The organism is Methanosarcina subterranea (genome assembly GCF_055385895.1).
Window position 1 is genome coordinate 1126835 of record NZ_AP042426.1, and the last position, 12622, is coordinate 1139456.

11 protein-coding genes and 1 pseudogene are annotated in these 12622 nt (G+C 42.6%); 5 read left to right on the forward strand and 7 right to left on the reverse strand.

All coding sequences use genetic code 11. From position 1 onward, the window contains the following. Nucleotides 1–195: 195 nt before the first annotated feature. Entirely contained in the window at nucleotides 196–1857 is a 1662-nt protein-coding gene (ilvD, locus tag ACZ5A8_RS05045; protein WP_464532590.1) for a dihydroxy-acid dehydratase, read from the reverse strand. A gap of 790 nt (nucleotides 1858–2647) precedes the next feature. On the opposite strand from ilvD, the pseudogene ACZ5A8_RS05050 reads away from it, so the two are divergent. Further along, nucleotides 2648–3827, forward strand: a pseudogene (locus ACZ5A8_RS05050) (IS256 family transposase). Nucleotides 3828–3871: 44 nt separating this feature from the next. Here ACZ5A8_RS05050 and ACZ5A8_RS05055 read toward each other — a convergent pair. Continuing rightward, nucleotides 3872–4204 (reverse strand): hypothetical protein, encoded by a 333-nt coding sequence (locus tag ACZ5A8_RS05055; RefSeq protein WP_464532592.1) that lies wholly within the window; start codon nucleotides 4202–4204, stop codon nucleotides 3872–3874. 130 nt (nucleotides 4205–4334) lie between these two features. On the opposite strand from ACZ5A8_RS05055, the gene ACZ5A8_RS05060 reads away from it, so the two are divergent. Then, complete coding sequence (locus ACZ5A8_RS05060) at nucleotides 4335–4991, forward strand: transglutaminase-like domain-containing protein (protein WP_464532594.1); 657 nt, start codon at nucleotides 4335–4337, stop codon at nucleotides 4989–4991. A 58-nt stretch (nucleotides 4992–5049) separates the two neighbouring features. Here ACZ5A8_RS05060 and ACZ5A8_RS05065 read toward each other — a convergent pair whose 3' ends face one another. After that, nucleotides 5050–5730, reverse strand: a complete 681-nt coding sequence (locus ACZ5A8_RS05065) for a phosphoglycolate phosphatase (protein ID WP_464532595.1) — start codon at nucleotides 5728–5730, stop codon at nucleotides 5050–5052. A gap of 208 nt (nucleotides 5731–5938) precedes the next feature. After that, on the reverse strand, nucleotides 5939–6916 hold the full coding sequence (gene radA / locus ACZ5A8_RS05070) for a DNA repair and recombination protein RadA (RefSeq protein ID WP_229391631.1): 978 nt from the start codon (nucleotides 6914–6916) through the stop codon (nucleotides 5939–5941). 286 nt (nucleotides 6917–7202) lie between these two features. On the opposite strand from radA, the gene ACZ5A8_RS05075 reads away from it, so the two are divergent. The 3 genes from ACZ5A8_RS05075 to ACZ5A8_RS05085 all read left to right on the forward strand — a co-directional run bounded on the left by ACZ5A8_RS05075 (nucleotide 7203) and on the right by ACZ5A8_RS05085 (nucleotide 9124). Next, entirely contained in the window at nucleotides 7203–7667 is a 465-nt protein-coding gene (locus ACZ5A8_RS05075; RefSeq protein WP_464532597.1) for a phosphopantetheine adenylyltransferase, read from the forward strand. A gap of 108 nt (nucleotides 7668–7775) precedes the next feature. Next, nucleotides 7776–8108, forward strand: a complete 333-nt coding sequence (locus tag ACZ5A8_RS05080; RefSeq protein ID WP_229391633.1) for a hypothetical protein — start codon at nucleotides 7776–7778, stop codon at nucleotides 8106–8108. A gap of 182 nt (nucleotides 8109–8290) precedes the next feature. Then, entirely contained in the window at nucleotides 8291–9124 is an 834-nt protein-coding gene (locus ACZ5A8_RS05085) for a TIM barrel protein (RefSeq protein WP_464532599.1), read from the forward strand. A 140-nt stretch (nucleotides 9125–9264) separates the two neighbouring features. On the opposite strand, the gene ACZ5A8_RS05090 is transcribed toward ACZ5A8_RS05085, so the two are convergent. From ACZ5A8_RS05090 to ACZ5A8_RS05100, 3 genes are all read right to left on the reverse strand, one after another. Beyond that, nucleotides 9265–10305: a methionine synthase gene (locus ACZ5A8_RS05090; protein WP_464532600.1), complete on the reverse strand. Its 1041-nt coding sequence runs from the start codon at nucleotides 10303–10305 to the stop codon at nucleotides 9265–9267. A 353-nt stretch (nucleotides 10306–10658) separates the two neighbouring features. Then, a complete protein-coding gene (locus ACZ5A8_RS05095; protein ID WP_464532602.1) occupies nucleotides 10659–10952 on the reverse strand; it encodes a DUF378 domain-containing protein in 294 nt (97 codons plus the stop codon). A gap of 302 nt (nucleotides 10953–11254) precedes the next feature. After that, the gene (locus ACZ5A8_RS05100) at nucleotides 11255–12616 is read right to left on the reverse strand and encodes an energy-coupling factor ABC transporter ATP-binding protein (protein WP_464532604.1); all 1362 of its coding nucleotides are present in this window, start codon (nucleotides 12614–12616) and stop codon (nucleotides 11255–11257) included. Nucleotides 12617–12622 lie beyond the last annotated feature (6 nt).

Here is a 12622-nt window from a genome sequence, read left to right on the forward strand (position 1 = left end):
CATAAAAGATAGGTTCGGGAAATTATAAACGTTTCCCGGAGACTGTATCTGAATACCTCTTATTGGATCTCTTTTTCCAGTAGGCTCAGGCAAAGGGCAGAAAAAGCAATGGGACTCTGCAAGAAAACGCCCTGATCCAGAAAAGGGAAACGGAGGGAAAAACCTCCGGGAAAAAAATAGAGTCTGAAACGGTTTTCAGTCCACTATCCCGCCAGTGTTTGCGGAATGGACAGAACGCTGGTACCTGGCAAGGTAACCCGTGACCTCCTTTTTAGGAGGCACAAAGGAAGCTTTACGCTTTTCGAGCTCTTCTTCAGAAACCTTAAGGTCCAGAACTCTTTCAGGAATGTTGATTTCTACAAGGTCCCCATCTTTCACGAGACCTATCGGTCCCCCTTCACTGGCTTCAGGAGAAACATGCCCTATGCACGGCCCGCGAGTCCCTCCGGAGAAGCGGCCGTCAGTGATCAGAGCCACGGATTCGAGCAGACCCATACCTCCGATTGCGGCTGTGGCTGCAAGCATTTCGCGCATTCCGGGGCCTCCTTTAGGACCTTCATAGCGGATGATAATAATGTCTCCCGGCTTAATATCCCCTGCAAGAATGCTTTTCATGGCATCTTCCTCACAATCATATACTTTTGCAGGACCTGTGTGGACACGCATTCTCGGGTCAACTGCAGCCTGCTTGACAACCGCACCATCGGGAGCAAGGCTGCCTTTGAGGATTGCGATTCCTCCTTCGGCATGGATTGGACTATCAAGAGTTGCAATAATCTCCTGATTCAGTTTTGGGTTAATTATTTCAAACTCATTCAGGTTTTCACCGATAGTTTTGCCATTAACTGTAAGCTGGTCGAGGTGAAGTTTTGATGCAAGCCTCTGCATGACTGCCTCGACTCCGCCTGCCCTGTCAAAGTGCAGCATGAAATTAGGGCCGCCAGGCCTGAGGGAAATAAGATGGGGAGTTGTCCTGCTCAGTTCGTCAAAGGCTTCAAGAGGAAGTTTTAGTCCGAATTCATGGGCAAGGGCAGGAAGGTGCAGAGTAGTGTTTGTACTTCCTCCGACTGCCATATCGACCATTATGGCGTTTTCAAAGGATCTTTGAGTAACAATTTGTCTTGGAGTGATGTTCTCTTTTACAAGCTCTACAATGCGTTCTCCTGATTCCTTGGCAATGCGCGTCTTTTTTGCATCCACCGCATGGGCAGTTGCACATCCAGGAAGGCTCAGCCCGAGAGCTTCGGTCATGCATGCCATAGTATTTGCAGTGAACATTCCTGCACAGGACCCTGCTCCTGCACAGGAAAGGTTCTCAAGCCTTTTAAGGTCGGCTTCGGAAAGTTTGCCTGCCCTGTAGGCCCCGACTCCTTCAAAGACCGAGATCAGGTCCGTATATTTATCATCCACATATCCGGGGAGCATTGGCCCTCCGGTCACAACAATAGCAGGGATATCAAGCCTGCCTGCTGCCATAAGGTGCCCTGGCACAACCTTGTCACAGGTGGGGATAAGGACCATGCCGTCAAACTGGTGGGCTCTGACCATCAGTTCGATTGTGTCCTCTATAACTTCCCGGCTTGGAAGAGAATATTTCATGCCCTCATGCCCCATTGCAATCCCGTCGCAAACTCCTATGGTATGGAACTCAAAAGGAACTCCTCCAGCGTTCCTGATTCCGGCTTTCACAGCCTCAGCAAGTTTATTCAGGTGAATATGGCCAGGAACTATATCGTTCCAGGAATTGACAACCGCGATGAACGGCCTCTTCATTTCCGCATCCGTAACTCCGGTTGCTTTCAGGAGGGAACGATTGGCGGCACGTTCAGGCCCCTCTTTGATAATGGCGCTTCTCATTGCAAGTCTCCTTGTGATCTTGATATTGAAAACTATCAGCGTAACTTGTTATAATGTATAGATAGGAAAAAACTTCATAGTATAAACAGATTGGGGAAGAAAAAACTATAAAGAAGCTGCAGAAAAAGTACCGAAACTCTGAAAAATTATAACAGGGCTGACTAAAAAGTACCTGAAAAATAACTGAAAAGTAACTGAAAAAGAGAATCTGAAGGAAAAATGAACCGAAGAAAAAAATAGAACTTGAAAAAAGGACTAAGAAATAGATAAAAGTTTGTTCTTGAAAATAAATAGTGCCTGTATTTTGACAATAGAGGACAAATTAGGAAAAGAGATTCCGTTTGAACTCTTAAAACCAGTACCTAATATCACAAAAAGGCAATTTAATATAATAGTATCCAAATATTTATATAGCCAATCAGGGATTTTGAGTTAAGCATAGTGAACGGGCCTGCCCTGAACTACATCTACAAGATCACACCCAAACAACACACCACAAAAATATAACCACAAGAGGGTTGCATCCGTTCACCAAATTCTTTTTCTTACTTATGCACTCTTCTGTATCTTTTTTAGGACCTAACCAATAATTCAGGTGTTATTTCGATACAGAAAAGAATATTTTCATCTACTACTGGAATCCCGAGCTTACGCTTCCAGCTTTTCAGCACGGAAAAGACAGGGAATTGAGCTTCTCACGAAAAATCCACTCAAAGGGAAAACAGAGCTAAAGTAAAGAGATGAAACAATGGTAAATGAGGCAGTGTACCGAAAGTTCTGTAAAATATGATTGACTCTGTATCCTTTTCCTTTCACCACAAAAAAAAGAGGATGCAGAGTCAATGGTTAATTTATTCCCACTCATAAAAGATTATCTTGTCGATCAGGAAGATGGAATTCGCCAGCTAATTACCTGGTTTTTAAACCTTGTAATGGAGGAGGAAGCCCTCCTCCAAGCTGGTGCACAACGTTATGAGAGGACAGATTCACGTAAAGCTAGTAGAAATGGCTACAAACCCCGAACTCTCCTGACCAAGCATGGGAAACTCGAATTATTAAAGCCTCAATTCCGTGAGTTTCCCTTTGAAACTCAGGTTTTTGAGAAATATTCAAGAGTTGAAAAGGCCATCTTAACCGCTGTAGCTGAATCTTACCTTCAAGGAGTTTCCACCCGAAGGGTGAAAAAGGTCATGACTGCATTAGGAGTAGGAGAAATTTCAGCCTCTTCTGTTTCCAGGATTACAAAAGAACTGGATGAGAAGGTTGAAGAATTTCTCTCAAAGCCAATAGAACATGAAATCCCTTACTTGCTTATCGATGCGACTTATTTCAAGGTAAGAGATGGGCTTCATTACGAAAACAAAGCTCTCTTTGTAGTTGCTGGGATCAGGGATGACGGTTACCGTGAAATTCTTGGAACAAGATTAGCAGACAGTGAAGCCTCTATGTTCTGGGAAGATCTATTCGATGATCTGAAAAAAAGAGGGTTAAGAGGTGTCAAGTTAATTATTTCTGATGGCCATAAAGGAATACAGAAAGCAGTAAGAGAATCCTTTATTGGATCAAGTTGGCAGATGTGCCATGTACATCTGGCAAGACAAGTTCTCAAGAAAGTGCCAAAAAAGAAGCAGAAAGAAGTGGCTGAGAAGATAAAAGAAGCATTAGTAGACCGTCAGAAGTTGAATGACCTGATTATGGAACTGGATAGTATGGGGTATGAAGGCGCAGCTGATACCCTTGAAAGTTTTCAGTATGATGTAATGAACTATATGCAGTTTCCAGAAAAACACTGGAAAAAAATAAGGACAACAAATATGATGGAGAGGACCAACAAGGAACTCAAAAGAAGAAGCAAGGTAGTTGGAGCATTTCCTAACCAAGACTCAGTATTGAGACTGGTAGTCTCAATACTAATTGATATAAATGAAGACTGGATCACAGGAAACAAGTATATAGTAATGGAACAGTAATCAAAAAAGAAGAGTAAGGGGTAGAGAGTAAATTTTACAGAAAATTAAGCACACTGCCCATTATCCTCTCTATATCCTATCATGTAATCCTTTTTTACTAGCTTTCTGTGGTGAAATATTGCTAGCACGTTAATAATTGAAATTAAAAAAGCCAGAAATATACAAAAAAAAGAAAAACCGATATGATAAGCACGAAGAGCTTCCTGGATGTTAGGGATTCCTCTCCCGAAAAAAAAACTAAGGGCTGTAATAGAGAAACCAAACGCTGTAAATGTCAACGTTATCAGTGAATAAAATCGATCCAGAACTTTGCTCTGTTCCTCGAACAAATCTTTTTCAACATTTTTTTGTATTGCTTGGATTTCGTCCTCTTCCATACCATTGCCCCAATTTTCAGTCGAAGAAGAATTGCAGTATTTTTGTTTATTATATATCAAGATCAATAAAAAGAGATTCCTATCAGATTTAAATCTCATATAGAATTTGTAATATTGACAGGTGAGCAAGATGTATGCCGAAAGCAATAATATTCAGGACTACCTCAAAAATAGCGAAGTCATAAACTACGATCATGAGCTGATCATTGATAAGTGCCTTGAATTAAAGAAAAATATGGAAAACATGGAAAACATGAAAGACATGGAAGAGAAAGGTGAAATTAACCTGATCAAGAGAATCTATGAATTTGTCAGAGATGATATTGATCATTCAGGGGATATAGGTGCACAGGAAGTCACCTGTAAAGCATCGGAAGTTCTGGAGCTCGGGCATGGAATCTGCTGTGCTAAATCTCACCTGCTTGCAGCCATGCTAAGATTTTTCGGAGTACCGACTGGATTCTGTTATCAGAAACTTTGTTCAGGTCAGGAGGGACTTAATAGGAAAGTCCTGCACGGCTTGAACGCTGTATATATAAAAGACCTAGACAAATGGGTAAGGCTGGACGCAAGAGGAAATAAACCGAGCGTGGACGCTCAGTTTTCCGTTTACGAAGAAAAAATTGCCTGGCCAGCAAATAAAGAGCGTGGGGAAGAAGATCATCCGGTAATATTCAAAGAGCCCAATCCGACTGTTGTTGAAGTATTAAAGAGAAGCAATCATAGGAAAGAAATGTGGGCACAATGGGATCTTGGGCTGAAAGATTTGTTTAGTAACTACGAGTAATACCATTATGAGTAAAATATCTAAGGGTTAAATCAAGGATTTCCATATTTGGTGATTTTTAAATCCAGCCGTTGGATTCAAGAAATTCAATAGCTTCTACAGCCCCATCCCCAAACGGTGCATCTGTCACGTAATTGGCAGCTTCTTTAATTTGTTCGTCCCCGTTTGCAACAGCGATCCCGAAACCTGAAACTTCAAACATTTCTACATCATTTGCTGAGTCCCCTATTGCTACAAAGTCTTCAGCTTCGAGTCCCATCATTTCTGCAAGTTTCTGGAGCCCTATTCCTTTGTTGATTCTGATACTTTTGACATGGATTGCGTATTTAGTATCAACAAGTTCGACCTCGAAGGGCTGAGTCTCCAGAAGAGCTCTGGCTTTTTCAATGTCGAAGTTCCGCCGGAGAGCAATTTCGGTTTTGCGGTATATGGGATCGAGCTTTGTGAGCTTGAAATACTCGGAAAGGAAAGAGAAGGCTTTTTCACACTCTTCAAGGCTTTCTTCAAAAGTGCCGTTCAAATCATAGCGGACAGTAATAGCGCCTCCGTTCTCAGCAATCACAGCTCCGTCCAGACCGATAAGCCTTGATGTTGTCCTTGCATAACATAGGATGTTGCCTGTGGCAAGAACTACCGGAACTTTTAAGGAGCGGATTTTTTTGACGGCTTCCAGATGGAGTTCTCTGTTCTCGCAGGTAATTGTCCCGTCAATGTCAACAACAATAGCTTTGAATTTCATTGAAAAAAGATGGGAATGGGGGGATAAAATGCTTCCCCCATTAATCGCTCTGTGAGTGTATGTCTGGATGTATAAGGCTATTTTTACCTTAATTTACATCCTTAACTTAATTCTGTTTATCTTAATTCAACCGACCTTAGCTTTTACTGAACTCTCAATGAATTTTCAATGAATTTTCAGTGAATTTTCAATGAATTTCAATAAACTTTCACTGATCAGTAATTCCGGCTGTGGTGACTGCAACGACAGCTTCCCCTTCTGGCAGGTTGGGTGAGTCTACCAGGCGGATAATTCTCTTTTCTCCTTTGGACTTCCGCAGGTAAAGCCTGAAAGTTGCCGTGTGCCCGACGATGTGCCCTCCGACAGGCCTTGTGGGATCACCGAAGAAGGCATCGGGTTTTGACATTACCTGGTTTGTTACAATTATACAGGCATTGAACAAGTCCCCGAAACGAAGCAAGCCGTGCATATGTTTATTGAGTTTCTGCTGTCTGTCTGCCAGAGTTCCCCTTCCTACATATTCAGCCCTGAAGTGAGCCATAAGAGAGTCAACTATCAGCAGGCGAACAGGTTTGCCCATTTCCCTTAGCTCGTTTGCCAGGTCTGTTGCAGAGTCTACAAGAAGTATCTGGTGATTGGAATTGTATGCTCTGGCGACATGGATATTCTGCAGAAATTCTTCAGGATTAAGTTCCATTCCGTACTTCTCGGAAAGCCCCTTTACCATCTGGGTAATCCTTTCCGGCCTGAAGGTGTTTTCAGTGTCGATTATAATGACGGAACCGCCGAGGCCCCCGTGTTCCTTGTCCATCTGGACGTTCACTGCGAGCTGGTGAGCCACCTGGGTCTTTCCGGAACCGAATTCTCCATACAGTTCGGTAATAGCCTGGGTTTCTATGCCCCCACCCATCATTTCGTCAAATTCCGTACAACCGGTAGTCAGTTTGCCTACCATTTTCCTTCTTTCAAGCACAATATCTCCGGTCTCAAATCCCCCAATATCAGCAGCCTGTCTTGCAGCATTGATGATTTTTGCGGCAGTTGATTCCCCAATCTCGGCTGTGTTTGCAAGTTCAGCAGGCGAGGCTACCGCCACTGCTTCAATGGTATTAAATCCGGCTTCTTTGAGTTTTTCTGCAGTAGCAGGGCCAACTCCTGGCAGATCTTCAAGTGCTATTTCGCTCATTACAAATTCTCCTGGATGCACATGTTTGTATAAGGTGCATAACGGTGGCTTCACTATGTTTCACAGGTATATATATCTAGAGGAGGCGGAGTGAAAGTATTCAGAAGAGCCTATAAAACGAAGTCAGAACGTCACAGAACCTGGCAAAAAGGAGGAGAAATAAGAGTTCTTTCCCGACAGTTACACTTACAAAAGAAAGGAGAAAAAATAAAGAAATTTTCTAGAAATTCTCTGGAAAACCGAAAAAAACCAAAACTTCTTTTTACTTAGTAGATTATCACCCATCATGCCAAAAGTCGCCGTAGGCGGTACGTTTCAGTATCTTCATGACGGACACGCCAAACTAATTGAAAAAGCTTTTGAGATAGCAGGGAGCGGAAAAGTCCACATCGGGCTTACTTCGGACGAAATGTTGCGAAAAAGCCACAATGTAGACAGTTATGAAAACAGGAGGTTCCGACTGCTTGAATACATAAAAGAAATGGGGATTCCGGAAGAAAAATATGAAGTCACCAGGCTGAATGATCCCTGCGGCCCAACTCTGGAAGAAGACTTCGACTACATAATTGTCTCCCCTGAGACCTACCCGGTCGCCCTTAAGATTAACAGCATCAGAGAGAAAAAAGAAAAGAAACCTCTGGAAATTGTATACGTCGAATATGTGATGGCTGAAGACGGAACCCCGATTTCTTCTACAAGGATTGCACAGGGAGAAATTGACAGACACGGAAGGTTAAAAAAAGAGGCTTGAAAAATAGTTAGAATCCTGAAATACCTGTAATTTTCCGGAAATCCCCTCTTCAATAGGTATAAATCAGGACACAATCATAAAGTGAAGACACAATTATAGAGTGATTACATGCCCAGAGAATTTACAGAAAAAGATATCGAGATTTTTAATAAGCTCGCCCCGGAAGCAGGAGGAAAAACGATGTCACGGGAAGCAGGACATCATTTCCCCTTTATCCTGCGTCCGGTCTCACACAAATTTGCCGAATCTCCTGAAGACTTCAGGGAAAGGCTCGAAAGGTTGAACGCGGATGAACTTGACTATCTTGTAGGGCTCGCCCTTGAAGGAAAAGAGGATGTCCAGTCTCTTGACGAGGACCTTGAAGAACTGGTTGCGGTAGTCACAGAAAAAGTGTCTCCTGAAAGGGCAAAGCAATTAAAGGATTTTGTGGGAATTTTCTAACAGATGAAAATATTTTAAAGTCTTTCTGGAAAAAGGGTATCCTGAAAAAAGGTATCCTGAAAAAAGGTATCCTGAAAAAAGGTATCCTGAAAAAAGGTATCCTGGAAAAAGGTACCCTGAAAAGAAATACCATTGAAAAGAAGGCACTCTAAAAAAGAGAAATAAGTAGCATTTTGAAAAACATGTCATCAGAAAAACTTATTTTTGGGACTGCAGGGGTTCCCAGAAGCACAAAAGCCAGCAACAGTACTGCAGGAATTGCGCGTGTCAGAGAACTGGGTCTCGACTGCATGGAACTGGAGTTCGTGCAGGGAGTACGTATGGGTGAAAAAGGGGCAGGAAATGTTCTGGAAACAGCCAGAAAAGAAAACATAGCCCTGAGTGTACATGCGCCTTATTACATCAACCTGAACTCCCCGGAAGAAGAGAAATTAAAAGCCAGCATGGAAAGGATCTATCAGGCTGCAAGGATAGGCAGCCTCTGCGGAGCAGAGTCAATAATACTGCATGCAGCCTTTTACCAGAAGAGCAGCAAACAGGCTGTCTATGAAAATGTCTCAAAAGCCCTCCGAGAGCTCATAGGGCAGCTCAGAGATGAAGGGATACCTGTAGTTCTTCGCCCGGAGACTATGGGCAAACGTACGCAGTTTGGAACCCTTGAGGAAGTGATTGCCTTAAGCGAAGAAATCGAAGGAGTTATGCCCTGCCTGGATTTTTCCCACATGCATGCAAGGGAAGGGAAGGAAAATTCATATCCGGAATTTATGGCAATTCTTTCGGAAGTAGAGGATGCTCTTGGAAAGGAAGGACTTACAAACATGCACATGCACGTGTCGGGAATAGAATATGACAGGAATGGGGAAAAAAGACATCTGACCCTTAAAGAATCAGACTTTAATTATCCTGAACTTTTAAAAGCCCTTAAAGAATTCGAGGTTCGGGGGCGGGTCATTTGCGAAAGCCCGATCCTGGAAGAAGATGCGCTTCTGCTAAAGAAGACGTACATGGAACTATAATGTTATAATTCTTAGCTGATAAGTTTATAAGGTTTACCCGGCACTCATAATCCAAACAAAAAAGTATCTGATTGCCCGGGTAAAAGTAACATCTACAGCAGGTCATAATACTTTTCGGATAGACTCTTAGTCTAATCTATTCACCGATCCTTCTTTTCTGCATTAAATTGATTGATACCTTTTGCTGTATTCTTAAGCAGCTTGAAAGCAAGGTCCGGATCCGGCCAGAACGCCAGCCCACAGTCCGGATTCGCATACTTTATGCGATCTCCAAGAACGGAAAAAGCCGTTTCAAGCCTCTTTTTTATAATATCTGGAGTCTCTAATTCAGTTACTATTTTTTGCATGTACTCTTTTTCCTTCCAGGCATTAACTCCGTACTTTTCATTGACAATACTTATAAGACTGAAAATGTCGGTTCTTGATATTCCGACTCCTACATAAGTATTTGAATCCTCCAGTACTTTTCGGTCCAGAAGATCAAGGTAGGAAGGAGTTCCTGCATACTCGAATCCTATGACGTTAATAGGGGTCTCACATATAAGCTTATACTTTAATGGGGAATATACATGAATCTCCATATCCACTCCCTGTTGCCGAGCATAGGTAGAGGCGACAGTAAGAGCCGATATGATGTCAGCATCAGAAAACTGAATCTTATCGTTTAATCCCAGGCTAATTTCATCCAGAGCTATAACTTTAATTTTGAAATTTTTTGCTGTTTTAAATGCCTGTTTAATGAATTTCTCAATATCCAGTGCAAGGATATGATACGCGTCCACAAAAGCTGTTGCCCCGAAAGCCTGAAGGTACATATCTGTAGGGCCTGCAATACAAACCCTAACTTCAAGAATCTTTCCCGTCTCTTTTTTGTATTGTTTTGCGACTTCATCGATTATTTCCAGCTCAAGGATTTTTGCGTTTTCCTCTTTCAATACATAAGGCTCATAACAGTTTTTTTCGTCTTTTATGATATCAAGAAACTGACCTATCATATCTCTAAATTGAGGATATGTGGGGACTTGCACTCCTACATCAATTTTTCTCTGGAAAGCTTCCCTTATTATTGAAAAGAGTTTTTCGTCTTCATTTCGATTTTCAGCTGCAGCCTTTATCCACTCCCTTGTGACACCTTCAGGTGTGGGAAGGCTGCCTTCATCTATAAAAATAATCTCCTGCATGCCTGGTATTAAGAGAGATGAAGTTTTATAGATATTGAAATTGTTCTGGCATTACAGTGGGAATTTTCTAAATTTTGCGCCGCCGGCCACCAAAGAAAGAAGTAGCAAACCAGTTTATGCTTGTTTAGATATGGCACACCCTTAAAGGGGACCTGCATTTATAAAAATGTCCAGAAGTAAGTCAGCTATTTTTTTGATTATTTTTATTTTAGATCTGTTTTGTGATCAATTTGTAAAAATGACTTACTGCCTGGACTTTCTAATAGAAATAATATTAAATACTCCTTATATTATTCAAGACAATATTCAAGGAAGTATTCCAGCAAATCCGGTTGAAAAGGCAATTCCATTATTTATGGAGTTCCACTCCAGCTGTATTGCTTGCCACTATACTTCTTCTCGCCTTTTGTATGCCAGTGCTTTTTCAAGTAGGAATATTTTTCTTTATAAATCATTATCAAGTAGACCCCAGACAGGCCCACAAGAATGTAGACCAGCTTCGAGACGACTGATTTCTTCCCAAAAAAAGTTGCTACCAGATCGAAGTTCAGGAGCCCTACAAGACCCCAGTTCAGAGCACCTATTATTACTAATAATTTGGATAGAATCTTTAGTTTAGACTTATGCATCTGTTTAGACTTATGCATCTTTACCAAACCTCCCATTAGATAAAGCATTGAGAAAGGACAGATTGTTTTTTGACTGGAAAATTTTGACTGGAAAACTTCGGTCCTTTAAATGCCCAATTCCCTGCTCCCTCAAACAATGTTGGAGCTAAGATATTATTAATTTATTCCTCAACCTGGCCAGAATTGTTTTCTAGTGAAAAACATGCTCAAAAGGACTTGACGGAGTGTTCAAAAAGTCAACGAGTATTCAAAAGAATCTAACGAAAAATGGAAATAAACAGAAAAGTAGTTGCAAGAAGAAAAAAAGAAAAAGAAAAAAATTATATTTTAAGCACTCCAGGTTTTTCATCGGTCCCTTCAGTCCATTTACATCCACCATCCCTGTTAACCACGCCCACGGTAAACTCTATCCCGCTTTTTTCTACGTACTCTCTGGTTCTCTTCAAAGCATGGTCCACCATTCCGCCTGCTGTCAGGATAAGGCAGCGTTTTCCACAGAGTGCCATAAGGATCGACTTATCTATAACGCCTGTGGTAACGTCCAGGCGGATCCCGTCCTGTTCGGCAAGAGTCTTGCTTTTCTTGCCCATTGCCCCAACGAAGGCAATTTCTCCTTCTGTAATGATTTGCCTGACTTCTGGCAGGGAATAATTGTCAGTATCGTAAAGCAGCACCCCACCAGCTTTGATACCCTTGCGCTTGAGCTCAACAATAGCCCTGCCGTCGGGGTGGATGTGCAGAACGGTTGCATTAATCGCTTCGTAAGGAGACTGAGTCGCATACTCCCCGTACATGACCCCGAGGTTCAGGTTATCACCTTCCCGGACTCCGGGAGGAACCTCAACCCACATCAGGTCGAGAGGCTTTAAAGTATTGACAAGGTCAGGTATGGTTTTAGGGGAGTTTTTGCCGTATGCGAGCCCTCTCCTCTCAATTTCATGATAAATCTCAAGGGTAGTTGGCTGGCGCAGACCTGCTTTTTTAAGAAGCTCCTGCTCTTTGAAGACCTCTGCAGGTGTCCCCTGCCCTATCAGTTTGCTGTTCGACATGAGGTACACATAGTCAGACCAGCGGTAAGCCAGGTCCACATCGTGGGTGGATATGATGATCGTACTGCCGAAGTGATTAAATTCGTTGAGCAGATCCATGATCTCGTCTGCTCCGACAGGATCAAGATTTGAAAGGGGTTCGTCAAGGATGATCACTTCAGGCTCCATAGCCATCACCCCCGCAATTGCAACCCTCTTTTTCTGCCCTCCGCTCAGGTGATGTGGAGGCTTGTCCTTCAGGCGGGAGAGCCCGACATGCTCAAGGGCATGCTGCACACAGGCATCGACTCTTTCTTTTGAATAACCCAGGTTTGCCGGCCCGAAAGCTACGTCCTGATACACTGTGGGGGCAAAGATCTGGTCATCGGAGTTCTGAAAAACAATTCCTACGGATTTCCGTATTTCTCTAAGGGACTTTGAATCGTACTTAAAAGAGGCTCCATGGAAAAGGATTTCACCTTCTTGTGGCTTTAAGGTCCCGTTCAGGAGCAAGAAAAGCGTGGACTTCCCGGAGCCGTTCTGCCCTACAAAGGCAATCTTTTTTCCTTTTTTGATCTCGATATTTATGCCCTGGACAGCTGCAGTCCCGTCCGGGTAGGTGTATTTAAGGCTCCTGGTCTCAAGAATAATCATAATCTT

What these genes read in the sequence shown, in the direction of transcription:
- ACZ5A8_RS05100 (WP_464532604.1), bottom strand. Translation starts at nt 12,616, where the DNA reads ATGATTATTCTTGAGACCAGGAGCCTTAAATACACCTACCCGGACGGG.
- ilvD (WP_464532590.1), bottom strand. Translation starts at nt 1,857, where the DNA reads ATGAGAAGCGCCATTATCAAAGAGGGGCCTGAACGTGCCGCCAATCGT.
- ACZ5A8_RS05080 (WP_229391633.1), top strand. Translation starts at nt 7,776, where the DNA reads ATGCCCAGAGAATTTACAGAAAAAGATATCGAGATTTTTAATAAGCTC.
- ACZ5A8_RS05060 (WP_464532594.1), top strand. Translation starts at nt 4,335, where the DNA reads ATGTATGCCGAAAGCAATAATATTCAGGACTACCTCAAAAATAGCGAA.
- ACZ5A8_RS05095 (WP_464532602.1), bottom strand. Translation starts at nt 10,952, where the DNA reads ATGCATAAGTCTAAACAGATGCATAAGTCTAAACTAAAGATTCTATCC.
- ACZ5A8_RS05085 (WP_464532599.1), top strand. Translation starts at nt 8,291, where the DNA reads ATGTCATCAGAAAAACTTATTTTTGGGACTGCAGGGGTTCCCAGAAGC.
- ACZ5A8_RS05090 (WP_464532600.1), bottom strand. Translation starts at nt 10,305, where the DNA reads ATGCAGGAGATTATTTTTATAGATGAAGGCAGCCTTCCCACACCTGAA.
- ACZ5A8_RS05065 (WP_464532595.1), bottom strand. Translation starts at nt 5,730, where the DNA reads ATGAAATTCAAAGCTATTGTTGTTGACATTGACGGGACAATTACCTGC.
- ACZ5A8_RS05055 (WP_464532592.1), bottom strand. Translation starts at nt 4,204, where the DNA reads ATGGAAGAGGACGAAATCCAAGCAATACAAAAAAATGTTGAAAAAGAT.
- ACZ5A8_RS05075 (WP_464532597.1), top strand. Translation starts at nt 7,203, where the DNA reads ATGCCAAAAGTCGCCGTAGGCGGTACGTTTCAGTATCTTCATGACGGA.
- radA (WP_229391631.1), bottom strand. Translation starts at nt 6,916, where the DNA reads ATGAGCGAAATAGCACTTGAAGATCTGCCAGGAGTTGGCCCTGCTACT.